22 protein-coding genes are annotated in these 25,567 nt (G+C 32.5%); 18 read left to right on the top strand and 4 right to left on the bottom strand.

Annotated features, from left to right (window positions below; translation table 11 throughout):
- Nucleotides 1-541 precede the first annotated feature (541 nt).
- The 5 genes from AAHM86_RS03965 (at nt 542) to AAHM86_RS03945 (ending at nt 10,352) form a co-directional block, all read left to right on the top strand.
- Nucleotides 542-1,480 carry a DNA cytosine methyltransferase gene (locus tag AAHM86_RS03965; RefSeq protein WP_341751424.1) on the top strand — a complete coding sequence of 313 codons (939 nt, stop codon included), beginning with the start codon at nt 542-544 and terminating at the stop codon, nt 1,478-1,480.
- A gap of 2 nt (nt 1,481-1,482) precedes the next feature.
- Nucleotides 1,483-2,205, top strand: coding sequence for a hypothetical protein (locus AAHM86_RS03960; RefSeq protein WP_342267343.1), 723 nt, complete (start codon nt 1,483-1,485; stop codon nt 2,203-2,205).
- A gap of 53 nt (nt 2,206-2,258) precedes the next feature.
- On the top strand, nt 2,259-2,834 hold the full coding sequence (gene coaE, locus AAHM86_RS03955; protein WP_342267342.1) for a dephospho-CoA kinase: 576 nt from the start codon (nt 2,259-2,261) through the stop codon (nt 2,832-2,834).
- A complete protein-coding gene (gene dnaQ, locus AAHM86_RS03950) occupies nt 2,822-3,517 on the top strand; it encodes a DNA polymerase III subunit epsilon (protein ID WP_342267341.1) in 696 nt (231 codons plus the stop codon). The genes coaE and dnaQ overlap by 13 nt, the downstream gene beginning before the upstream one ends.
- An 817-nt stretch (nt 3,518-4,334) precedes the next feature.
- Nucleotides 4,335-10,352 carry an autotransporter domain-containing protein gene (locus AAHM86_RS03945; RefSeq protein ID WP_342267340.1) on the top strand — a complete coding sequence of 2,006 codons (6,018 nt, stop codon included), beginning with the start codon at nt 4,335-4,337 and terminating at the stop codon, nt 10,350-10,352.
- Nucleotides 10,353-10,400: 48 nt separating this feature from the next.
- On the opposite strand, the gene AAHM86_RS03940 is transcribed toward AAHM86_RS03945, so the two are convergent.
- The gene (locus AAHM86_RS03940) at nt 10,401-11,117 is read right to left on the bottom strand and encodes a ComF family protein (RefSeq protein ID WP_342267339.1); all 717 of its coding nucleotides are present in this window, start codon (nt 11,115-11,117) and stop codon (nt 10,401-10,403) included.
- Nucleotides 11,118-11,135: 18 nt separating this feature from the next.
- Nucleotides 11,136-11,315 carry a DUF2706 domain-containing protein gene (locus AAHM86_RS03935; RefSeq protein ID WP_341748385.1) on the bottom strand — a complete coding sequence of 60 codons (180 nt, stop codon included), beginning with the start codon at nt 11,313-11,315 and terminating at the stop codon, nt 11,136-11,138.
- A gap of 187 nt (nt 11,316-11,502) precedes the next feature.
- Here AAHM86_RS03935 and AAHM86_RS03930 point away from each other — a divergent pair, with 187 nt between their 5' ends.
- The 11 genes from AAHM86_RS03930 (at nt 11,503) to AAHM86_RS03880 (ending at nt 20,908) form a co-directional block, all read left to right on the top strand.
- Nucleotides 11,503-12,789 carry an MFS transporter gene (locus AAHM86_RS03930; RefSeq protein WP_342267338.1) on the top strand — a complete coding sequence of 429 codons (1,287 nt, stop codon included), beginning with the start codon at nt 11,503-11,505 and terminating at the stop codon, nt 12,787-12,789.
- 89 nt (nt 12,790-12,878) lie between these two features.
- Complete coding sequence (gene ndk, locus AAHM86_RS03925) at nt 12,879-13,301, top strand: nucleoside-diphosphate kinase (protein WP_341748383.1); 423 nt, start codon at nt 12,879-12,881, stop codon at nt 13,299-13,301.
- 11 nt (nt 13,302-13,312) lie between these two features.
- Nucleotides 13,313-15,160 carry a tRNA uridine-5-carboxymethylaminomethyl(34) synthesis enzyme MnmG gene (gene mnmG, locus AAHM86_RS03920; protein WP_342267337.1) on the top strand — a complete coding sequence of 616 codons (1,848 nt, stop codon included), beginning with the start codon at nt 13,313-13,315 and terminating at the stop codon, nt 15,158-15,160.
- Entirely contained in the window at nt 15,160-15,759 is a 600-nt protein-coding gene (gene rsmG / locus AAHM86_RS03915; RefSeq protein ID WP_342267336.1) for a 16S rRNA (guanine(527)-N(7))-methyltransferase RsmG, read from the top strand. Before mnmG ends, rsmG begins: the two co-directional genes overlap by 1 nt.
- Complete coding sequence (locus tag AAHM86_RS03910) at nt 15,734-16,498, top strand: AAA family ATPase (RefSeq protein ID WP_341748380.1); 765 nt, start codon at nt 15,734-15,736, stop codon at nt 16,496-16,498. The genes rsmG and AAHM86_RS03910 overlap by 26 nt, the downstream gene beginning before the upstream one ends.
- Nucleotides 16,495-17,367 (top strand): ParB/RepB/Spo0J family partition protein, encoded by an 873-nt coding sequence (locus AAHM86_RS03905; protein ID WP_342267335.1) that lies wholly within the window; start codon nt 16,495-16,497, stop codon nt 17,365-17,367. The genes AAHM86_RS03910 and AAHM86_RS03905 overlap by 4 nt, the downstream gene beginning before the upstream one ends.
- Nucleotides 17,368-18,024, top strand: a complete 657-nt coding sequence (fsa, locus tag AAHM86_RS03900; protein ID WP_342267334.1) for a fructose-6-phosphate aldolase — start codon at nt 17,368-17,370, stop codon at nt 18,022-18,024.
- Nucleotides 18,025-18,141: 117 nt separating this feature from the next.
- Nucleotides 18,142-19,809, top strand: coding sequence for an energy-dependent translational throttle protein EttA (gene ettA / locus AAHM86_RS03895; RefSeq protein ID WP_342267333.1), 1,668 nt, complete (start codon nt 18,142-18,144; stop codon nt 19,807-19,809).
- 216 nt (nt 19,810-20,025) lie between these two features.
- Entirely contained in the window at nt 20,026-20,355 is a 330-nt protein-coding gene (locus tag AAHM86_RS03890; RefSeq protein ID WP_341748376.1) for a DUF2672 domain-containing protein, read from the top strand.
- Nucleotides 20,333-20,695, top strand: a complete 363-nt coding sequence (locus AAHM86_RS03885; protein ID WP_342259741.1) for a TfoX/Sxy family protein — start codon at nt 20,333-20,335, stop codon at nt 20,693-20,695. Before AAHM86_RS03890 ends, AAHM86_RS03885 begins: the two co-directional genes overlap by 23 nt.
- 9 nt (nt 20,696-20,704) lie before the next feature.
- Nucleotides 20,705-20,908: a hypothetical protein gene (locus tag AAHM86_RS03880; protein ID WP_341748374.1), complete on the top strand. Its 204-nt coding sequence runs from the start codon at nt 20,705-20,707 to the stop codon at nt 20,906-20,908.
- Between the two features lie 87 nt (nt 20,909-20,995).
- On the opposite strand, the gene AAHM86_RS03875 is transcribed toward AAHM86_RS03880, so the two are convergent.
- Nucleotides 20,996-21,712, bottom strand: coding sequence for a hemerythrin domain-containing protein (locus tag AAHM86_RS03875; RefSeq protein WP_342267332.1), 717 nt, complete (start codon nt 21,710-21,712; stop codon nt 20,996-20,998).
- 263 nt (nt 21,713-21,975) lie between these two features.
- Between AAHM86_RS03875 and mltG the strand changes: the two genes are divergently transcribed.
- Together mltG and cyaY are read left to right on the top strand one after the other, a co-directional pair.
- The gene (mltG, locus tag AAHM86_RS03870) at nt 21,976-22,944 is read left to right on the top strand and encodes an endolytic transglycosylase MltG (protein WP_410521575.1); all 969 of its coding nucleotides are present in this window, start codon (nt 21,976-21,978) and stop codon (nt 22,942-22,944) included.
- 2 nt (nt 22,945-22,946) lie between these two features.
- Nucleotides 22,947-23,258 carry an iron donor protein CyaY gene (gene cyaY, locus AAHM86_RS03865; RefSeq protein WP_341751403.1) on the top strand — a complete coding sequence of 104 codons (312 nt, stop codon included), beginning with the start codon at nt 22,947-22,949 and terminating at the stop codon, nt 23,256-23,258.
- Between the two features lie 298 nt (nt 23,259-23,556).
- On the opposite strand, the gene AAHM86_RS03860 is transcribed toward cyaY, so the two are convergent.
- Complete coding sequence (locus AAHM86_RS03860) at nt 23,557-25,098, bottom strand: Npt1/Npt2 family nucleotide transporter (protein ID WP_342267330.1); 1,542 nt, start codon at nt 25,096-25,098, stop codon at nt 23,557-23,559.
- Nucleotides 25,099-25,567: the final 469 nt, after the last annotated feature.

The raw sequence follows: 25,567 nt of genomic DNA, 5'->3' as shown, positions 1-25,567 counted from the left end.
TTAAAAGAAGTATTATTTAAATGTGCATATTCATTAACAGTTTATATATGTATATTTTTTGGGTCATTTTTAGTCCAAAAAGTATATTGCAATAATAGGACTACCCGTGAACTGAAGAATTTTTGAGTAAAAAATACAGCTGAGTACCGCAAGAATCTTGGATAATGACGATGCAATTCTTGATTTTCATATATACTCAAATGATATTAAAGGGTGTTGGCAAAGTAGTAATAAAGTAAAATTATCGTCATATTTTGAGAATATATTATATAATTTTACTTTTTTACTTATTTTGTTGGCAATTTAACTAAAGAATTACTTAAAAATTTGCTTTATATAGCATTTATATGACTTTGCCAACATTCTATATACCTAACCCAAGGAGCTCTTAGCTAAAAGCGATGTCATTTCCACTTTTGCAGGAATGACATCGATAGTAGTTAAGATTATATTTATACCAACTATTGGTTACGGTTCTTAAATTGTCCTGATCAAATCTAACGGAATTAACTATATCATAACTTATTTAAACAGGAATAATGTGTATAAATTTATAGACTTGTTTTGCGGTATTGGTGGATTTAGGATTGCTTTAGAAGGAAAAGGAATGGAGTGTGTTTTTTCTTCAGATATAGATAAGGATATTCAAGAAACTTATGTAAAAAATTTCGGAGAAAGACCTTATGGCGATTTAAATGAAATCTCAGAAAAAAAAATACCAAAACACGATATTCTATGTGCAGGTTTTCCTTGTCAACCCTTTAGTATTTCTGGTAAGCAATTGGGATTAAAAGGCAGTAACGGAAGATTATTTTATGAAATAATTAGAATCGCCCAATATCATAAACCATATGTTTTATTGCTTGAGAACGTCAAAAATATAATTAATATTGATAATGGATCGGTAATTAAAACAATAGATATAAAATTGGATGAAATTGGTTATAAAGTTTATAGGCATATTCTAAATTCTTCTTTTTTTGGTATACCTCAATCAAGAGAAAGGGTTTATTTTGTTTGTTTACGTAAAGATTACGATAATGATCTAAAATTTAAATATTTACCGCCAAAAGAAACTTTTGCAAAAGTTTATTTGGATGATATTTTAGAAGAAAAAGTTGATGATAGTTTATATATTAAAAGAGATGACATAGTAATAGATGGCAATAAAGAAATTGAAAGAAATTTAAGACCTCTAAGAATTGGTTATGTTAATAAAGGCGGTCAAGGAGAAAGAATCTATAGCCCCTTGGGACATGCAATAACTCTTTCCGCTTTTGGTGGAGGAGTAGGTGCAAGAACTGGCTTATATTTAATTAATAATAGAATTAGACGATTATCAGTTAATGAATGTAAAAACTTAATGGGATTTCCAAAAAATCACCATGTTATAGAAGGGATAAAAGGTTATCAACAGCTTGGCAATGCTGTTATACCAAAGATGATCAGTAATATTTATGATTCAATTGGAATATCATAATTATGAATAGAAATGCTTATATAGGAAAAAATGTTGAGGTTCTGTTTAAAAATAGCATAGGAGATCATCAAAAAATCATACAAAAAATTCAAGAAAACTTTAAAATACAAGGAAACTTCATAACTGCGATTTGTAGTGGAGTACATAATGAAAAAGTAGATGTAAAAATGGAATTTTCTTGTGGGAGAAATATTGATGCCAATATAAAGGCTTTTAAGACTGGTTTAAATCAACTAACAAGAACCACACCTGAAAAGTTCTGCGAAAAATTTAATTTGGATTGCTTAACGTGGTTGCAAAATCTACTTGTTGAAAAAGCCAAAAGAGGAGCTACAAAATATGATTTTTTTCCAAAAAGTGAAAAAGAGAAAGCAGTATTAATATTTAAACCTATTGTAAAAGATATAGTGGAATGGTCTATGTCTTATAAAAAATTTCGAGAAATACTAGTAATATACGATAGACAAGAAAGTATTATGCATATTTATTCAATGAAAAATATTTTAAAACATTTAAAATATGACATATCTTTTACATCTAAAGGTGGTAATTTGCTTATTGGTAATGTGATAACTTTTAAAAGAAAAGGGGGAAATGGTAAGTTATGTTCGCATAAAATAAAAACCGACCCAACTCACCCAGGTAATAACATTCAATTGCAACTGAGAATGTATGAATTTATAAAAGAAATGAAAAATTATGAGTTAGGTAATTACGTTATCTAAATTTAAATCCCTTAAAGTGAAAATTACTTAGAAAAAATAAAATATTTATTAGAATGATCGCGGTAGGAATCACCGGTAGTTATGCTTCAGGGAAAACTTTTGTCTTAAATTATTTAGCTAATCTAGGATTTATAACTTTTTCTGCTGACGAATATGTTAAGAACCTATACGAAGAGTCAGAAATACAAAATATGGTTCTTAACTTACTACCTGATCTAAAAAGTTTTGATAAAAGAAAAATTGCAGAGCTAATCTATGCTAATGATTTAGCAAGAAACAAACTGCAAAATTTTATTCATCCATTTGTAGTGGAAAGTTTGTTTCTTTTTAAACAGCAGAATAGTAAATCAGAGATTACATTTGCTGAGATACCATTACTTTTTGAAGCTGGATTTGATCAATATTTTGATTTTTATGTTACAACATTCTGCTCAGAAGAATCTAGATTAAAACGTGCAATGTCTAGAGAGGCTTTTAATTTAACAGCTTATAATAAAATAGCACAAATTCAATTGCCACAACAGATTAAAATAGAAAAAGCAGATTTTGTTATTAATACTGATGTTAATCTAGTAGATTTAGATAAACAAATAACTCAACTAATAGAAAAATTAAAATGCAGCAATTAAGAGAAGTAATTTTAGATACTGAGACAACTGGTTTAGACCCCAAAAATGGTCACCGAATTGTTGAGATTGGTGCTATTGAGATGGTTAATAAAGTTTTAACCGGCAAACATTTTCATTTTTATATTAATCCAAAGCAAGATATGCCGACGGAAGCTTATCGAATACATGGCATATCGGGAGAATTTTTAAAAGACAAACCACCTTTTGAAGAAATTGTTGACGAGTTCTTAGGGTTTATTAGCAATAGCAGACTTATTATACATAATGCAGCATTCGATATTAAGTTTATTAATTATGAGTTATCTCTGCTCAAAAGACCTTCTACAGAGTATTTAGAACTTTCCAATATTATCGATACTCTTGCTTTAGCTCGGAAGATGTTTCCTGGAATGAAAGCTAATCTTGACGCATTATGTAAAAGATATAAAATTGACAATTCCTCACGTAAGTTGCATGGGGCACTTAAAGATGCGGCATTACTGGCAGAAGTTTATGTTGAACTCACTGGAGGTAGGCAGATAAGTTTCAATATTAATAGCCAAAAGGCACAAAATATAGACGAGTTAGTGGTTCAAACTACTATGGCAAATAAAAAGAATACTATAGTTATCAAACCAACTAAGGAAGAGTTACAAAAACATAAAGAGTTTTTGTCAAAAATTCTTTCTCCAATTTGGTTGTAGAACCAGTGTGCGAAAGTGAGAATGACATATATACTCTTCTGCTTTAAAGAATTGGTTTCGTAAAACTGCGTGGTATTCGCGTACTCACGTTTTATCTTCGAGACAGAAAAGTGCTTGAAACGTCTAAAAAATCAGGCTCGTAGTGCTTTTGGCATACTAAAAATTAGTCAACATAATGCTTCTTATTTGTGCTACAATTTGTTAGATATAAGGCTTTATGGTAATTTTCAAATATAATCAACTAGTATGATAGTTAAATGAAAGAGTTTTTTTGTGGTTGTCCTTTTGTAACTTTAGTGTAAAATCAACAGAAAAGTTCTTATGCAGAGTTACAGAATGTGCTAAGTATCTGATAAGATTGGTGAAGTTTGAACCAAAGATACTCTCCCCATTCGGGATGATACTTAAGTATTAACCTCAGTTTGATGTCAATCCCTTGCGTAGGTAGGGGATATAAAAAATGACCAAGATCAGGTTGAGTTAAGTTATTTTAGACCGCTACCTATGCATAGCACAAGTGTTGAAAGTTAAAAAGTCGTCTATTAGCGAAGTGCTGTTGTAAGACTTAAACCGTCATTGCGAAGTGCTGTTGTAGGCTTAAACCGTCTATTAGCGAGGAGACCGTAGGTCGATGAAGCAATCTATATGACAAGTTTCATGGATTGCCACGCTCACGTACGTTCGCTCGCTAATAGACGACTTTTTAACTTTCAACACTTGTGCTATGCAGGGGGTGACATCGTTAAGAGAGATAGGGGTAACATAATGATGGCAGGGATATAGAAATGAATTATTTTTTTAATTATAGGATGGTAAAATGATGGCAAAAAAACAAAAATTCTTTAAAAACTTGCTGGCTAGTAGTGCAATCGCCTCAGTTGTAGCTAGCTTAAGCAGTAGTAACGTGGCATTTGCTGTTGCAAATGATGGTGCTATGATGATACGTAATGCGACTTTGATGGATAATATAGGTAATGCGAATTGGCACGATATTGGTCGGAATGGTGTGGATCAGATGACTGATATTGCTGCACCTCAGGATAACAAGGCAATGACCTATGGTGGTAATTTTAAACTTAATGCTAACAGACTAGATGCTGTTATTACAGCTATCAACATAGCTGATCATAAGCCCGGCGATCTTACAGTTAGTCAAAATCTATCAATCGGTTCTATAGTGCGTAATGTTGGTGCTGCTGGTACTTTACCTATAAAGATAGAAGCTGGTCACACCTTAACTTTAACTGGTACTCCAGCTGCTGCGGCTAATCATGGCTTCAAGGCATACCCCAATACCTACACCGGCTTGGGTAATGTAGAGCTTGGTGATGCAGGCTCAACTCTTGTAGTTCATTCTGGTGGTGGGGATATAGCTGTCGGCAGTGTCTCGGCTGGTGTGAATCAGCAGGGCGTATTAACCTTCGAAACAGGTGGTAGTGTTGGGGCAATTGGTGCGAATGATCATAAATTACTTACAGTGAATATAGGTCATGCAGGAGGGGCTGCAACAGTTACATTAAATGGTGATGTTTATGCTGATAGTATTAACCTTACTAATAATAATTCTATACTTAACGTGGGTGATGCTAGGACAATCAATGGTAACATATTAAACACTACTGGTCGAAATAACAGGGGAACATTAACCTTCCTAGGAGCTGGTACGGTAATTGGGAATATTGGTACTGATGGTGCGAGGCTTGCCCAAATTAATGCTAAGTGGGGCAATGTTATACTAAAAGGAGATGTTTTCACTAATGAACTTGCCTTAGATGCCAATCACATTGTACAAATTGGTGGTAATTTTACAGGAGTAGTAGATTTTAATGGAGGAGGAGTGCTAACATTTAACGGTGCTGATCGTGTTGGTCCTCACGGTAATATAATACCTTATACTTTTAACTCAGCAATACAAAATGGTGATAATGGTACTTTAAGAGTTTTTACTAACCTGATAGCAACAAATGCAGATATTGGAAGTATTAAGACTATACGTATAGGTGATGTACTAAGAGGTGCTAAGACTCTAACAATAGATGCTGCATTAGGTGATGTTAACCTTCTTGGTGCTGCTAATCAAACTATTAATTTTGACCATGTAGATTCCAAGTTAATATTACAGAATACTGCTAATGATAATAAAACTATAACTTTCAAAGCTAATTTAGATCCAGATCCTCTAGCTCCAGCTGCATCTACCAAAGGTATAATTGAAATCCAATCTGTTATTGTTGCCAAAACATTAACCATTGATGGAGCTGCCCTCTCTTTAGGTACTGCTAATCATAAGCTCAAAAAGGTGATTTTTTCCGGTGATGGTAACATTGATATTGTACCTACCATTAATGCTCAAAATATAGAATTAAATGTAGCTGAGCTGACTTCGGGTGGCGTTGTTAATGGTAACATTTTGTTTAATAAAGCTACTGTATTTAATGCTAACAATAATATTACTGGTAATGTGCATTTCAAAGGTTATGATGGTACAATTAAGCTAGCAGATGGAAAGACAATCGATGGTAGTATCACTACGCAAGGTGCTGGTGAAGGAATATTAACCTTCGAAGGAGCTGGTGAAGTAACTGAGGATATTGGTGCTATTAATGCTAATCCTGCTCTTAATAGGCTTATTTCCCAAATTAATATTAATGGAGCTGGTAAGGATGTTATATTAAGAAAAAATGTCTACACTGATACACTTCACTTTGGTGGTGCTAATACTGTAAAAATTGGTGGTGATTTTGTAGGAGAAGTTAATTTTAATGCTGGTGGAACATTAGAATTTAACGGTGCTGATGGTGTTGATCCTCATGGTAATCCAGTAAAAATAGCTCGTATTTTCAATTTAACAATACAAGGTGGTGCTAATGGTATTTTAAATGTTAATACTAGCATGCTCGTAGCTAACAATGTGGAAATTGGGGAGATTGATACCATAAATATAGGTATGGTTGGGGGAGATGCTAAAGCTCTAGCAATAAATGCCTCAGATGCTAATGTTAATCTTCTTGATGGTACAAATATTAATTTTATGCATGCAAATTCGGCATTGGCCTTATTTACAAGGGGACATGATAGTACTGTAACCTTTCATGCTAACTTATCAGGAGGAGTTCCTGATGGTCATGGTGGTTTTTTGCCTGCTGATGGAGGAATCGTGTGGCTAGATGGTGATGATACAACTCCAGGTTACACTTTAACTGTGCAATCTGCAACCGGTGCAGAAACCCTTGGTACTGTTGCTAATAAGCTAGGTGAATTACGTATTTCTCGTCGAGTTACCATCGCAGGGGATAATACTCCTGCTGTTCATAATAAGCTTGATGTCAAGAATGCGAATGCGTTGAACATTATTAATGGGGCAACATTTACCGATAAAAGTACTACCTCTGCAAAGATTGCCAATATTCATATTGGAGCAGCGTCTGCTGATGTGCCTACACCTGCCGGTCCAGCAAATTATATACTTGATGCAGAACACATTGATTTTGATTTAAATGCTCATGCTGATAATCAGATTACTTTTGACCATACAGATGCTCAGTTAACCTTAAAGAATAGTGATGCTGCAGATAAAACAATAACTTTGGTAAATAATTTAAATCCAGGTGCTGATGGTAAGGGTATAGTTGAGCTTCATTCTGTTGTGGCTGGAAGAACATTGACGATTGCTGGAGTTGGCTTATCTTTAGGTACTGCTGTTAATAAATTACAAAAGGTAATTTTTTCTGGTGATGGCAAATTTAACACTCAGCAGATTACCATTAATAGTAAAAATATAGAATTAAATGTAAATGAACTAACATTGGGTGATGTTAATAGCAATATTTTATTTATTAAGAATACTGTACTTACTGTTGGTGATATTACAGGTAATGTAGATTTCCAAAATCATGATGGTAAAGTTAAGTTGAAAGCTGGTAATACCATCACTGGTAGTATAACTAGTACTGGTGGTGTTAATGGAACATTAGAATTCCTAGGAATTGGTGTAGTAACAAGTCCGATTACTAAGTTAAAGATGTTAAGAGCTGGGGTAGGTGATGTAAGATTAGTAGGTGGCAATTATAATATTACTGAAATTCAAGGTAAAGGTGTTGGTAATTTAACTTTTGCTAATAACTTTAATTTAACAGGTTCTATTAACTCAACAGGAGGAAATGCAGTTGGTTTAATATTCGAAGGCAACAATAACGTTACTGGTGTAGTTGGAACGGCAACAAGTCCTGTTGGTAGTATACAAGTCCAAGGTACTACCGTCTTTGGCGACAAAGTTCAAACTGCTAATGATCAGGACATCATAATATCTAAGGGGGCAACTGCTAAGTTTGCTAACAGCGTGACAACTCGTAATATTAAGGGATATGCAGCTGACCAAGGTACAGTTCAATTTAGTAATGCTGAAACTATAATCGTTAATAGTGCAATAGGTGCTACTAATGCAGTAGATACTCTAGACATAGCGGGAGCAGATGTAAAGATTACCCAAGCAGTTTCAGCGAATTATATTAACTTCTCTAATGCTAATAAAGAGGCAACTTTAACGTTAGAAGGGACAAGTACTGTAGGTGGTATTAGGACTAATGGTAATAATGTTCATATTCTTGCATTGGCTGCAGATTTTACCACTGGAATACAAGATATTGGGTTAGAGAATAACAGGTTAAAATCTATTAAATTACTGGGTGATCATAAAATTACTATTAATAGTGGTTTATATTCCGATATATCAACTAAAACTAATAATACTGGTAAAGTAGTTTTCAACTCGGATAGAAGTTTTGCTTATAATTTAGGAACAAATGATTTAAAATTGTCTGATGTAACCTTTGATAAGAATGCTACGGTAAGAGGTGATGTTTATTCTAAGCAAATAACAATTGCTAGTGATAAGACTGCAACTTTTGCTGGTGCTATAAACAGAACTATATCTGTGCCAAACTTCACTGTAGATGGAGCTAGCATATCAAGATCATTGAAAAGTTTTGCCTATAGTACACAAATTGGTTCGGATGAAATAAAAAATGAAGGTATTGCAAAATTTGATAAGGCAGTACTGGTTGATGCCAAAATTACTGGTGGCAAGGTAACGTTTACCGATAATGTTTGGTTTAAACAGACTGCTAATGGGAAAGAAGTAAATTTTGCTGCAGATAAGTTTGTAATATTAGAACAAAATATTAACTTTGCTAATATTAAAGCAGATCAAGCTAAGATAATTATATTACCTAAAACAGCCTCTATAACTGGTAATTTAGCAGCTAAAGGTTTAACCGTAGATCTTGCAGCTAATCAATTAAAATATACTGGTCAGGCACAGCTGACAGGAAAGGTAGAACTAGTTACTGCCTACGACACATCAAGCGGAGCAGGTGGTAATATAGAGGTTCAGACAGGTAGTAAATTGGATCTATCGAAAGCAGACGAGCTGATTATAAAAGTGAAAGCTCAGACTGATATTAACAAAATTCTTAAGGGTGGTGCTCAGTATGTTGTGATTTCGTCAGTTAATGGTAATGGTCTTGTTGCAATTGATAACAGTGAAATTAAGCTTGACCCAACTGGTGAACAAAACCGTTTTGTACAGTGGTCCATGGATTCTAGTGATCTAAAACTATATATAACTGACATTTCTAAGGAAGTTATAGCTAAAGAAATTGCTGATAAATCCCTATCACAGGAAGAACGGGAATTTTATATACAATTGAATAATGTAACAGATCGTAATAGTTCTGCTGGTAAGTTCAGGAACAATATAGGTTTGATGGATAGAGAGCATGCCCTTCAAGCGATGGATAGAATATTGCCTGGTAATGAAAATCCAATAGGAGAGAGCCTTGCAAGAAATCCAACATCTGAAATAATTAGAGGATTGATGGCTCAAGCTGATACCCAAATTACTGCAACAAGGATGGGAAATTCAGTACCTATGCAAAATGCTGCATCAGCTATAGGCTCTGGTGATGATGATACGCTAAGGTATGGAGTATGGGGTAGTCCATTCTATGGTACTGCTTGCCAAGAAACGTATAAAGGAGTTAGTGGTTATAAAGCGAAATCAGCTGGTGGAATAGTTGGATTTGATGGTTTAGTAAATGATAATCTGCTACTTGGTGCAGCTTATAGCCGAATTAACACACAAATGTCTCATCAGGATAAGAAATTTGGTGATAAAACTAACGGTAAGACTAATATCTTCTCCTTATATAGTTTATATAATCTTACCAATAATTGGTTTACTGAAGCTATAGCATCATATGGTATAACTAGGGTTAGGAACTCAGAAGGATGCCTAATTGCAACGAATGTGAAAAGAAATGTTACTGCTCTAGAGACTGCTGCTGCTAAGTATAAATCTATCTCTTATAGTGGTCAATTACTTACAGGGTATAATTATATAGCTTCTGAAAAGTTAATGATTACCCCAACAATTGGGTTCAGATATTCGAAATTTAAGGATGCTGGCTATACGGAAACTGGTACAAAATTCCAAAATCTAGTTGTTAAGAAAAGGTCGTACAATAAATTTGAAGGTATTTTGGGGTTAAGAACTGCGGCAACCCTGAAGGCTAACAAAGTACTGTTAATACCAGAATTGCATGGTTACGTTAATCATGACTTCAAAGGAAAAGCACCAATTATTGATGCAAGGTTAGATGGGATAAATGAACCATTACCGACTAAATCAGTTAAACCTGTTAAGACCTTCTTCACTGTTGGTACTGGTTTCACTGCGAAATATAATATGATGGAATGTGGTATTATCTATAATGTTAACATTGCCAGCAAATATATTGGTCACCAAGGTAGTTTGAAGGTTAAAGTGAATTTTTAAGTAGCTTATCCTCAATTTAATGAGTGCAAAATGGGGATATAAGAGTATTTATGTCATGGCAATTGTCATAACATAAACACTCTTAGCCCCGGAATCCTTTAAGATTTTAGCACATTTGTTAATGGTAGTGCCAGTGGTTAATACATCATCTACTAATAATATTTTTTGGTCTATAATTTGATATTTTTTATTGAATATAAGGCTATTTGATAAGTTTTTCTCTCGTTCTTTTTTAGATAAAAAAGTTTGGGATTTGATCCATCTTGACTTAATTAATACGTCAGGACTTACCGGTTTTTTTAGTAGTCTGCTGATTTCTTGAGCCATAATCAAAGCAGGATTATACATTCTAAACAATCTTTTGAATCTATTCATTGGAACTGGAATAATCAGGTCAATATCTTGAAATTCGCTGTGATATTGTATATAAAGTAATTTGCTGAAAGTTTTGGAGAAAATAGTCTTATCTTGATATTTAAAGGCATGAATTATTTCTTTGCTATGCTCATTAAATTTAATTAAGCTACGAGATACATCATACCAAGGTTTATGTTGAAAGCATTTTGCACAACACATATTATCTAAAATTGATATATCTAATCTACAACCACAAATATTGCAGTAAGGTTTTGTAATAAAATCAAGTTTCTTCCAACAATTTAGACAAAAACCCTCTTTAGTGGCAGTTATTTCAGCACAAGACAAACATCTTGCTGGCAAGATATAATCTATTAGGTAATTATACAATCTACTGATTTTGTACATTATTATAAAAGCAAACCTTTAGGCAATATCTCTAGTTAAGTTTACCGGTCTACGAACACATGGGTTGCCACTACTCGAAGAATCTGTTGATTCAACAGATACACAAGGGCTTTTAATCTCGTAAGGAGGACCAGGAGTGCATGATAATAATTGCAAGAGTATAACAAAAAACAGAGAAAACCTTAATAATTTTGTCATAATTGTCGTTTGGAATTAATTTTATTGTCTTAGATTCTATAGGAGGTTAACCTAGCTCGCAATAAATCTCAAGTACATTTGATAAAAAATAAGTTTTAGATACAAAATACATAATAGCTTGTGGCATTTTTCCTGACAAGCATATATACTCTCTTCAAATGTTTGCAAGTAATAACCTAAGGAAACGATGGTAAGTACATCCTTCAAAGAAAGACCTCCTTATGCTAGAAAGTATAATAGCTGGCGTATTAGAATTTTATATGCAATAATTATTGGTTATTCAACATTCATATTTTGTCGTCAGAATTTTAATATTGCAATGCCTGCTTTAATGGATCATTTTGAGGTAACAAAAACTCAACTTGGCTGGATTTTAACAGTCTCTTCTATAGTTTATGGTGTAGGAAAGTTGTGTAATGGATTCTTTAGCGATAGATCAAATGCTCGTATATTTATGGTGGTTGGTCTTGCCCTTGTAGGCATCATAACATTGTTATCGGGTTTTGCTTCTAGTATAACCTTACTGGGTCTTTTATGGATTCTGAATAATTGGTTTCAATCCATGGGATGGCCGCCTGCAACACGTATGTTGACTTATTGGTACGCTTCTAAGGAATTAGGAATGAAATGGTCTTTAGGGGCTACTTCTAATCAAATTGGCGGAGCAACTACTATGATAGTGTGTGGCTATTTAATAGACGTTTATGGTTGGAAAGCAGCATTTATAATTCCTGGAATAGTGGCATTATTAATATCGTTATTTTTATTTAATAGATTACGTAATTCTCCCAATGAGGTTAATTTGCCCATAGTAGAAGAGTATAAAGAATGTGATATATCTCTTGGAAACAATGGTGATAATTTATTAACGCGTCAACTAATAAAAATTGTATTTTGTAATAAGTTGGTGTGGTATGTGTGTTTTGCTAATATGTTTGTTTATATTGTACGGTCAGGTGTAATTTTTTGGGCACCCGTATTTTTACGTGAACTAAAAAATGTTACTATTGCTCAAGCTGGTCTACAAGTTGCTTCTTATGATATTTTAGGTTTAATTGGTGGTGTTGTTGCTGGATGGATGTCAGACAAGCTATTTCAAGGACGACGTGGTCCAGTTGGTTCAGTATTTATGTTTGTTTTGGCTTTTACTCTTATTTTATTTTGGCAAATACCAAACGAGTATGAAATATTTAGCATGATTATTCTTGCTTTGGTTGGTTTTTTTGTATCTGGACCGCAAGTCTTAATAGGTGTTGCTACAGCAGATTTTACTAATAAACAAGCAGTTGGTACAGCTAATGGTCTTTCAGGCTTATTTGGTTATCTTGGTGCTGCATTGGCTGGGGTATGTGTTGGTTGGATTTCTGATAATTTAGGTTGGAATAGTGTTTTTTTATTTTTTATCTTGTCTGCTTTCTTGGGGGCAATACTTTTTTCCTTAACTTGGAATTATAGTTCTAGAAAAATTGCATAAAGTACCACTTTAACCATGCTATCAGAATTTGCTTGCCAAAAATATATAAATTTATATAAATATTAACAATAAATTAATAAAGGTTTACTGTGACTCAAGAATATACATTTTCAATGATTAAGCCAGATGCTACGAAAAGAAATCTAATTGGTAAAATTATTTCTTACTTAGAAAATACTGGACTAAAAATAGTAGCTCAAAGAATGACTATTTTAACTAGAGATCAAGCAGAAAATTTCTATGCAGAACATAGGTCAAAGGCATTTTTTAATAGTTTAGTGGAATATATCATTTCTGGTCCAGTCGTCTTGCAGGTGCTTAAAGGGGAAAACGCTGTTTTAAAAAATCGTAGAATAATGGGAGCTACTAATCCAAATGATGCTGAACTAGGCACAATTCGAAAAGATTTTGCAGAGAATATTGAGGCTAATAGTATCCATGGTTCTGATAGTTTAGAAAGTGCAGAAAGAGAAGTGAAATTATTTTTTACTGAAAAAGAAATTGTAGAATAATTATAGTCTATATGAGATATAGTGTTGTAGTTATTGGTGGTGGTCATGCTGGTTGCGAGGCAGCTTCGGCTTCTGCGCGTTTAGGTGTAGATACTCTTTTAATTACTCTAAAATTAGATAATCTTGGTGAAATGTCTTGCAATCCTGCAATAGGTGGGGTAGCAAAAGGCACTTTAGTAAAAGAAATAGATGCACTTGACGGACTCATGGGTAAAATTATAGACCAAGCCGGTATCCATTATAAAATGCTCAATGAAAGTAAAGGACCGGCAGTTTGGGGACCAAGAGCTCAAGCTGATAGAAAACTTTATAAAAAAGCTATGCATAATGTCTTGATAAATCACCCAAATTTGACAATTTTATGTGCGTTTGTAGAAAATATTGAAGTCCACGACTCTAGAGTAAAGGCATTAACCTTAGATAATGGTACGTGTATTGAGTGTCAAAAAGTTGTGTTAACTACAGGTACATTTTTATCCGGACTCATTCACATAGGAACTAAAAAAATCCCATCTGGTAGAATAGGTGAAAAGCCGTCATACGGTTTATCTAACACTTTAAAATCTTTTGGTTTTTCTCTTGGTAGGTTAAAAACTGGTACCCCTCCAAGAATAGATGGAAGAACAATTGATTATAACGAAGTAGAAGTGCAGGCTGGAGATACCGTGCCACGTCCTTTCTCCGAACTTACAAATTCTGTTAAGATAAAGCAAATAAATTGTTTCGTTACTAGAACAACTGAACAAACCCACGAAATTATTAGGAATAATTTAGATAAATCAGCTATGTATTCTGGACAAATCAAGGGTATAGGACCAAGATATTGTCCATCCATCGAGGATAAGGTTACTAGATTCTCTAAAGCAAGTCATCAAATATTTTTAGAACCTGAAGGCTTGGACGACCATACTATATACCCAAATGGTATATCTACATCGTTGCCTGAAGATATACAATTAGCATTGCTAAAAACAATTCCTGGTCTTAAAAATGCCACTATGTTAAAACCAGGATATGCAATAGAATATGATTATGTTGATCCGAGAGAATTAAAAGTAACGTTAGAAACAAAAAAAATTAAAGGTTTGTATTTTGCTGGTCAAATTAATGGTACCACTGGCTATGAAGAAGCTGCGGGGCAAGGAATTATGGCTGGCATTAATGCAGCCTTATCAATAAAAAATCAATCAGATTTTATTTTGACCAGAGCAGATGCTTATATTGGTGTTATGATTGATGATTTAATTACCCTTGGTACAGCAGAGCCTTATAGAATGTTTACTTCTAGATCTGAATATAGGCTTTCAGTTAGGGCAGATAATGCAGATTTAAGACTAACTCAAATGGCTATAGATTTTGGTATTGTATCTGATTTACGCAAAGAGATTTTTAACAAAAAATGTGAGGATATTCATAAGGTAGAAAATATTGTAAAAACTATTTCTTTAACAACCACTAAGTTAGCTAACTTGGGTGTGTCTATTGCACAAGATGGTTCATATAAAACAGCCTTTGATTTACTAGGACTACCAAATTTTGGTGTTGATAAAACAATAGAGATATTTCCAGAACTTATTTCATTAAATAAAAAAATTCTTCATTATCTTTGTATTGAATCAAGATATTCTTCTTATTTGATTAGACAAAATGCAGATATTCAATTATTTAAAGAAGAAGAGTTGGAATTATTAGATGAGAATATTGACTACTTTAAAATACCAAACTTGTCTACAGAAGTAAGAGAAAAGCTCCATTATCATAAACCGGCGACTATTGGTGCGGCTAGAAGAATATCTGGAGTTACTCCAGCTGCTTTAATAGCAATTATAATTTATATAAAAACAAGATATAAACATTAATGTATGACTGTCGTAATGTTCCACGTGAAATATTAGATGCCCTTGAGAAGTATCAATCATTGACATTAAAATGGAATAAAACTATTAATCTCGTTTCTTGTAATACCGAGCGTGAGTTTTGGGTAAGACATATTTTAGATTCTTTACAGCTAATGAAGTATATAAATAACCAAAATATTCATTTAATAGATGTTGGTTCGGGTGGTGGATTTCCAGGGATAGTTTTGTCTATTGCTGGAATAAAAAATGTTACTTTAGTAGAATCTGATGTAAGAAAATCTATTTTTTTATTGCAAGCTTCTAAAATTTCTACTAATAAAGTCAATGTGGTTAATCAACGAATAGAAAATATTAAATTAGATTGTGATATATTAACTTCTAGAGCCTGTGCTCAGTTAGAGAAAATATTTGTTTATACCCAACATATTAATGTAAGAAATAAGTATTTATTATTTAAAGGTGAGCAATATCAAAAAGAAATTGAAATTGCTAAAAAGAGATGGTCTTTTTGTCATTCTATGTATGATAGTGAGACTTCTAATAATAGTAAGATTCTAGAAATTAGTAACATATATGACAAAAATAGTTGCGATAGTTAATCAAAAAGGTGGAGTTGCTAAAACTACAACTACTGTAAATTTATCGACAGCTTTATCTGTAATGGATAAAAAAATCTTGGTTATAGATTTAGATCCTCAAGGAAATAGTAGTACTGGTTTTGGTATAAACCAACAAGATAGAAAAGTTACTATTTATCAGGTATTAATTGGTTTAAGAACGATTGAAGAAGCCATAATACAAACAAATATTCCAAATTTACAATTAATTACAGCTAACACTAATTTATCCGGTGCTGAATCGGATTTATTAAGTATAAAAAAGCGTGAATATTTATTATCGGATTTGTTAAATAAGTTGGTCAGTAAATATGATTATATTATTATAGATTGTCCTCCTGCTCTTAACCTACTAACAGTTAATGCGTTAGTAGCTTGTGATTATGTATTAATCCCTATGCAGTGTGATTTTTATTCATTAGAAGGATTAAGTCATTTACTAAAAACAATTGAAATTGTAGAAAAGAATTTAAATCCGAAAATAAAAATTGCCGGTATTTTATTTACTATGTATGATAAGCGCAATCGATTAACTGAGCAAGTAGAGGATGATGTTAGAAAATGCTTAGGAAGATTGGTATTTAAGACAGTTATTCCGCGGAATGTAAAATTATCTGAGGCACCATCTTACGGTCAGCCAGCAATTATTTATGATCATAAATGTACTGGCTCTATTGCTTATATAGAACTTACAAAAGAGATTTTAGGTAGAAATATATGAAAAACAAAGGTTTAGGCAAAGGGTTATCGGCTTTGCTTGGAGAAGAGGTTTTTACTGTAGAAAAAGATGAGTTAGTAAAAATTATAGATATTGATAAAATTGAAGCTAGGAATAATCAACCAAGGAAAAAATTTGAATATGATAAAATAAAAGAATTAGCTGACTCCATAAGTAATAATGGTTTATTGCAACCAATCATTGTTAATTCAACCAGTAATGGAAAATATAAAATTATAGCTGGTGAGAGACGTTGGCGGGCTTGTAAGATAGCTAAGCTTAGCGATATTCCTGCTATTGTAAAAGATATAGGGGATAAAGAAATTATAGAGATAGCACTAATTGAAAATATTCAAAGAGAGGAATTATCTGTTATAGAAGAATCAGAAGGATTTGAGCGATTAATAAAAGAGTTTGGTTATACACAAGAGAAATTAGCAGAAAAACTTAGCAAGAGTCGTAGTCATGTAGCTAATTTATTAAGACTAAATCAATTACCACAATCTATCAAAGATAAAGTAAATGAAGGGCTTTTAACTATGGGACATGCAAGATGCCTAATTAATCATCAGCAGGCCGAGGTAATAGCTAACCATATTATTGAAAATGATTTAAGCGTTCGACAAACTGAAGATATAGTAAAAAATTGGTCTAAAAATGAATATACAAAAATCCCAGAACATGATAGACATGTAGGGAAAAGATTTCTAAAAGAAAATAGTAAAGAGAATGATCTGCAATTATTAGCTAAATCATTGTCAGAAAGATTTAATATAAAAGTAACTATTGAAGACTACCCAATTGGTGGAAAATTAATATTTCACTATAGCAATTTAGAAGAACTTGATTCAATTTTGTCGAGGTTAAATTAAATGCAAATTTTTTTAGATAGTGCTGATATTAAAGAAATTGATGAGATTAATCAATTAGGTATAATTGATGGTATAACTACTAATCCTTCCTTAATGTCTAAGACAAAAGATGATTTTGTCTCAACTATTGCAGAAATATGTAAGATAATAACTTCCGATGTTAGTGTGGAAGTAGCTGCCAATGATGTTGATACTATGATTAGTCAAGGAAATAAAATTTTAGAAATATCCAGCAATATTGTTATTAAATTACCTATGACATGGAATGGTATTAAGGCGTGCCAATATTTTGCAAATAAAGAAAAAAAAGTGAACATGACCTTATGCTTTTCTGTGAATCAGGCTCTTATCGCTGCAAAAGCCGCAGCATATTATATATCGCCTTTTATCGGTAGACTTGATGATATAGGTCAAAATGGTATTAGTTTAATAAGTGATATAAGACAAGTATATGATAATTATCAGTATCAAACAAAAATCCTTGCTGCATCTATAAGAAACCCGAACCATGTTTATCAATCTGCTATGTATGGAGCTGATGTTGCTACAATGTCTAGTAAAATTATCAAACAATTATTAGATCATCCACTAACAGATTCAGGTTTAGAGGTTTTTAATAGAGATTGGGATAAATCTGGATTAAAAATTGAGAATTGAAAATTTTAATAAGGTACTTACTTCCAATATAAATGTTACAAAATTTATAAAATTAATTTATACCGCAAGGTTAATCTTTTTCATCAACTATTTAGAGATTATAAGGAATTAAGAGTCATGTCATATCAATATGTTTATGTTATGAATGGTCTAAGTAAGACTATCAATGGTAAACAAATCTTAAAAGAAACGTATTTATCCTTCTTACCAGGGGCAAAAATCGGTATTATTGGTCCAAATGGTGCTGGTAAATCTACTCTTTTAAAAATTATGGCAGGTATTGACAAAGAATATGACGGTGAGGCGTTTGTAGCTAGTGGGGTTAGAGTTGGCTATTTAGCTCAGGAGCCGCATCTTGATCCTACTAAAAATGTTTTTGATAATATTATGGAAAGTTTAAGTGATAAGAAAGCTTTAATCGATGAATTTAATGAAATAAGCTATAAATTTGCTGAGGAAATGTCAGATGATGCAATGAACGAACTTCTAGCAAAACAGGCTGATCTACAGGAGAAAATAGATAGTTGTGATGCTTGGAGTTTAGAGAGGGAAATAGAGATTGCTATGTTTGCATTAAGGTGTCCAAATAAAGATGCCGATGTTACAAAAATCTCAGGTGGGGAAAAAAGACGAGTTGGGTTATGTAAACTTTTACTAGAAAAGCCTGATATGTTATTACTCGATGAACCAACAAACCATTTAGATGCTGAATCGGTATCTTGGCTAGAAAATTATTTAAAAAATTATAAAGGTACTGTAGTAGTTATTACCCATGATCGATATTTTCTTGATAATGTAACGGATTGGATATTAGAGGTGGATCGTGGTAGATGTGTTCCATGGCATTCTAATTACACTGCTTGGCTCGAGCAAAAGCAAGCAAAATTAGAGCTTGAAGATAAAGAAGAAGATGATAGAAGTAAACAATTAAAAAGAGAACTTGAATGGATACGTCAATCACCAAAAGCTAGGCAATCAAAAAGTAAGGCTAGAATTACCGCTTATCAGGATTTGTTGACCAAACAAAAAGAACAAAGATCCGGCACTGCACAAATTATTATACCTAATGGTCCACGCCTAGGCGATTTAGTTATAGAGGCAGAGCATATAGCGAAGAGATACGGTGATAAGGTATTGTTATCAGACTTTAGCTTTAAGGTTGTTCCAGGAGCTATTGTTGGTATTATAGGTCCAAATGGAGCAGGTAAATCTACTTTATTTAATATTATCACTGGCAAGACTGATCCAAATCACGGCTCTATTAAATTAGGACAGACTGTTAAACTTGGTTACGTTGATCAATCAAGAGATGATTTAGATGATAACAAGACTGTGTGGGATGAGATTTCCTCAGGTCTTGAAGAGTTGCAACTTGGTTCTAGATCAATGAAAAGTCGAGCTTATTGTGCAGCCTTTAATTTTAGGGGTGGAGACCAGCAGAAGAAAGTAGGGCAACTTTCTGGTGGTGAACGCAATAGGGTACATATAGCCAAATTACTAAAAGAGGGAGCTAACGTTATATTACTTGATGAACCATCTAATGATCTTGATGTTGACACATTACGAGCCTTAGAAGATGCTATTTTAGATTTTGCTGGATGTGTATTAGTAATAAGCCATGATCGTTGGTTTTTAGACAGAATAGCAACACATATTATTGCTTTTGATAAAGATGGAAATGCTACGTGGTTTGAAGGAAATTACCAAGATTACCATGATTATATGATTAATTTAACAGGGGAAAATATTATTAATCCTAAATATCGTCATAAAAAGTTAGTATAAACCTCAATTTTGGATTAATTTCATTAATCCGAAATTGGAATGAGAATGTAAACAATTAGGCTTAAAGCGGTTTGATGCCAGATTGTTAAATATTTCATTTGCTAATAATCTTATTTTTATACCAATAAAAATAAGATTATTAGCGATAATAAATTAAAATGCATTCGTAACCCCAGCCGCTTCAAGAATGCATTTTTCTGATATTAGAGGTATATTATGTCTCTAGGAGAAATATTAGTGGTTATGTTAGTAGCACTGATAGTAGTGAAGCCAGAAGATATTCCAATCATTATAAAAAAAGTCCAAGAATTTAAATTATACTGCTCAGCTATCAAAAATCAAGCATTGGCCTATATTACGAAAGACCTAAAAATTGATAATGATATTCTAGAGAGTAATGCTGAGCAGTTGAATTTTTATTTAGAAAGAATCATTAATATCCAAGGCTATTATGATGGTAATTATTCTCTAGATGAGCTTAAAGCAAAGTATGATGAGCTTATAAAAATAAAAAGTACAAAGTATGTACAAGATTGTAAGAAATAATGAATTTATTGAATATATAAAAGATATATTAGCACCTTTTGGTCAAATAACTACTCGTGCGATGTTTGGTGGTTATGGCATATATAAAGATAGAGTGATAATAGGGATTATTGCAGAAAGTGAGCTATATTTTAAAGCAGATAGCTTCACTGCTAAATATTTTAAATCTTTTGGCTCACAGCCATTTACCTATAATAGCAAAAATAAGCTAGTAACTATATCATATTGGAAAGTATTACCTGAGATTTTAGATCAACAGGAAGAACTTGGAAAATGGGTCTCTATGGCATTTAATGTATCTATTAATTCCAAGAAAATACCTCATGCTTTAAATCATTGAGGTAGAATTGTGAATTATGAAGGACACCAAAAATCTGATATTGTATTTACTAGTAATTTAGCTGAGTCTACGGTAGAAAGTTTAATTAATCGTTGTGCAAAGGTCACCAACATATGCGTTGCTCTAGAGATGGTCTTAATCCGTTGTTGTAGATCAGGACTGTTTTACATAGTAAGGGAGAATGGTATAACAAGTGACCCCAATTCGGGATAAGAATTGACAAATTCTTATCCCGAATTCGCGTAAGCGGCAAACTGCTGTATTAAATGCAGCGTAAATATGTTGAAATCACTAAATATATTACGGTTTCACAAGTTCTGTACTGTCTGCAGTAGTGTCTTTTAAGGGCAAATCAAACTCCATGGCGAAAGCAGATTTTTCATCATTAGTGAAACAGCCTTCTGAGACTAATGTACGCTTCCAAATTTCAAGAAACATTTCAGGTGAGCAAGCTTCTTTAAGATCTTGTAAATAAGTACGCTTTTCAAGAAAATTCAAAAACGGGAAGAAGCTCGAGCTATCTAATAAAACATGTTTAGGCAGACCTCTATAACTATCTACGGTAACCTGCTGCAGCTCTGTATCAGAATAAAGATGCCATAATTCAGGCATTAATATGGTTTCTTCTTGATAAAAATGTAGAAGATTGTTAGACAAAAACTTATCATATAAGGAGCAGATATGGCAGCCCTGTATAACCCGTTCTTCATCATCCACTATTTTTATCGCATTTTCAAAAATCCCTTGAAACTCCATCAGCTCATCTTGCTGGTTGAAATGCTCTTGTTCAACATGCTTATGCACGGTTGATCCTTTTTCATTAAACAATGGGGTAAAATATTTTTCTTCTTTTTGTGCATGCATTTTTAGATCAACTGCAATATTATTAAAAGAATCTTTAATATCAATTACAGCTGCTATTTTTCGAAAATCTGTTTTACCTAGCTCCTCTCCGAACTGGTACAGCTTCTTACGAATGAACTTATGTACACTTCTATACAAATCATATCTTAGCATTTGATTATATTCCTTAACTAAATTAGAGGATTAGATTGATCATAGGTTTGAAAAATAACGCGATAGCATTTCTATATTTACATATTAATAATTTTTATGAATGTTAATTATCTGCATGATAACATATTATTTAAATGTTATCACTACCTATATTACTGATATTACTGTTCCGCCTATTATTAATTTATTACATCGATGGTTGAGGTTATGTTATAATCTTCTGAAATCATCTAATTCTAATTAGGTATAGCTTGTTTAAGAAAATACTAAAAATAAAATTTGTTTTTGTAACTATTACATTGATTTTGCTGATCAGCGGAATCAATTTTTGTATATTTTACTTATTTGTACCTGGTTTACTTGCAGAAAGTAAAACTCTAATAATTAAGCCTAAGTTGTCGATTGATCAAATTACTACGATATTAAATGATAACAAAATCATAAAATATCCTTATTTATTTGCATTTCTTACAAAAATATATTCATTAAAACATCCTATAAAAAGTGGGGAATATACTTTTACTCAAAATATTTCTCCAATGCAAACTTTAAAAATATTGTCCAGTGGCAAATCGATTATTCATAAAATGATTATACCTGAGGGTATGCTTGTATATGAAATAATACAAAAGATTAATAATGAAGAACGCTTAATTGGTGAGATTCTAGGAACAATTCCTGAAGGATTTTTAATGCCATCTACTTATTTTTTTTCATATGGTGATCAAAAAGAGCAGATCATTGATAAAATGCGAAAATTAATGTCCCTGCATCTTGACAAAGTCATGGAAAAATTATCACCCAATTCCCCATTAAAAACCCGTCTTGACGTCTTAATTTTAGCGTCCATTGTGGAGAAGGAAGCTAGCTTAGACGCAGAAAAACCTTTGATTGCTGCTGTATTTCTAAATCGCCTTACCAAACATATGAAATTGCAAGCAGATCCAACGACGATTTATGCTATAACACTTGGGAAAGATAAACTAGCAAGGCGATTAACTAAAAAAGACTTAGCTATCCAATCACCCTATAATACATATTATGTCTTTAATTTATCACCTGGAGCTATTTCTTGTCCTGGAGTAAAATCTTTAGAAGCTGTAGTAAATCCTGCTAAAATTGATTCATTATATTTTGTCGTTAACATTATGGGAGGGCATAATTTTTCTAATAACCTTAACGATCACAATAAGTACGTTGAGATGTATCGCAAAAGTTTAAAGGAGCATTAAGTATGGACAATACTGAATTTGCCAAATTGGCTGAAAAAACAATATCTTTAATTGCCGATACAATTGAGGCAGAAGATAAGAATTGTCTTATCGATATTGATTTTCAAGGTGATATTCTAACCCTAACTACTAACCAAGGAGTATTTGTTATTAACAAACACTCAGCTGCTAAAGAAATTTGGTTATCTTCACCGATTAGTGGTCCTTACCATTTTTATTATGTTGCTGGTAAATGGAAATCAAAATCCTCTGATGATCTAGTTGTTATTTTAGAGCAGGAGTTAAAAATTAATATGCTAAATTGTAGCTATTAGTTGTTATCTTAACCTGAATTCGATGTAACTTGTTACATCGAATTCAGTATTATATATAGAAACAATCAGGTTTGAAGCGGCTGCCCACCTGATTGTTAAAATATAACACTCCATTCAATATGTGATTTTAATTATTAAAATCACATATTGAATGATGAAAAAAGTTAAAATGCACTCGTAGAACCTCTTCAAGAGTACATTTTTCCTTATAACAAAGCAAGTATCGATATAAGAATTATTAATTCTTATATCGATACTTGCTGAGGTTATCTTAGATTTAAGGAATAATGTCTAAGATTCATGATGTTATATCATTGTACTCTTTATTTAATTCTCTAACTGTCCAAATCCATATGATACAGATTATACCAAAGACTACCATTAAATAGATAGAGATGGATTGAAAAGTTGCAGAAGGCATAATAATAAATATTAAAGATTGGAGAAATGCACTTGTTGACTTTCCAAGCTTAGTGCCAATTATGTCTGCAGCTGCCTTACCTTTTGTTTTAAGTTCAGTATCTAAAGGAACATATGACATTTCTTTAGTAGAATCAAATAAAGTATACTTACTTGATTTACTTAACACATTATTAATTAGTCCCATTGTAATAGCAATCAAAGAAGGGTCGGTTAACATAAAGCTAACCACAATTAAGGCAGCAAATCCATCAAAGTCGGATACTGCAAAAAATAACATACCAGTTACAAAAACTATTATTGGCGTTATAATTGCTGCTGTAAACCAACCCAACCTTCTTACAATATTAGAACCAAGAATAACAAATAGAATAGTAAATATGCCAGTAATACTTAGATAGTTGCCAACAAAAGCAGCGAATTCAGTTGGCGTTTTATAAATTTTTGCAGCTGATGCCTTCCAAGGTCCTTCAACTAGATTTATAGCTATGCCATAGCAAATAAGTAGTGTAGCAATTAGTCTAATATATCTTGAAGCGATAATCATTTTAAAACTTTCCACAAGAGTTATTGATTGCTTCTTGACTGAAAATTTTAGTTGTTCTACCTGATCTTTAGCTAATATTTTATGGTTTAACATCCAAAAAGTTGCCACTGCTATTATACCAAGAACAAGTACACAGACTAAGATAATTTGTACTGAAAGTTCTGTATTTGTATGTTTTAAGTCAAAATTTTTAATTAAATATTGATTTAAATAAGCTAAATTTTCTAGAAACTTGCCTGATATATAAATACCTGTTTGTGCCAAGAGTCCAAATAAAGGATAAAATCTTTTCGATTGTTCTACCGAAGTGACATTATTAACAAACTGCCAAAAGAGTAATGCAAACATCACACCTGGCCATAATTCTGCTATAATATAGAATAGAGAAAAACTCCAATTAGATAAAAGTAATATAAACCACTTCAAATTAGGATAAGACTTTATTAAAATGCTGGCATGCTCACTACTCAAATGAAATATTGTATGATTAGGAAAAATATAAAAAGCAAATAAGGCAAAAAATATTAGAAAAATTGACAGTATAAGATAGAAGATATTTTCGCCTTTCATGTTATTTACTAATTTTACATAGATCATCATGACTAGAAATGAAGAAGGAAGAACACCCCAAAATTTGAGAAATGATACAGTTTCAGTACCAATCATAGTATTAACAAGGCTGTCTTTTAAGGCCCTGATAATGTTTTGTATAAACAAAATACAAAACATCAATAATGTTATGTATAGAAATTTGGATAATTCATGTCTTTCAACAGGCCAAATATATTCTAATAATTTATTTGTTAATTTTGAGGGTGAGAATGTATTGTGAGTTATAGAAAAATACGAAAGAATTCTAGAAATGACTGCCATATAAGGCCTAACCTACTTATTTATTGGCTAGGGCTACATATTAAAGCTTATTGTCTTTAGTGTCAAGAATAATAAGCACGAATTTGAGCAGGGTAATTAAAAATTATAATCAATAGTTGATATAAACATAAGTTTAACCGCTCCTGATATCATTCTTATACTAAAAGCGGGAATCCATAATATCTAATAGCCTTTGCAGGTTATTTTTTGGATTCCCGCTTTTAGCTAGGAATGATCGTTTTTGCCTAAAACCTTCTAGAGTTAGCTATATGTGACTACGGCTCATCCATGCTACTTTCAAAAAATAATTTTTGAAAGCAGCGAAGAATTGATACTAATATTAGACCTCTTGCAGAATTCGCTTCTGCTAGGGAATTTGTAGGAGGACCGGAACGCAGAACCGCAGCGTACTCAAACGTACGTGAGGATTCGACTACCGTACCGACGCACAAATTACCAGTAGAAGTAG

It is taken from the genome of Candidatus Tisiphia endosymbiont of Empis tessellata (genome assembly GCF_964031035.1).
Taxonomy (GTDB): domain Bacteria; phylum Pseudomonadota; class Alphaproteobacteria; order Rickettsiales; family Rickettsiaceae; genus Tisiphia.
The sequence above is the reverse complement of the archived record's forward strand: the minus strand, read 5'-3'. Positions and strand labels throughout refer to the sequence as shown.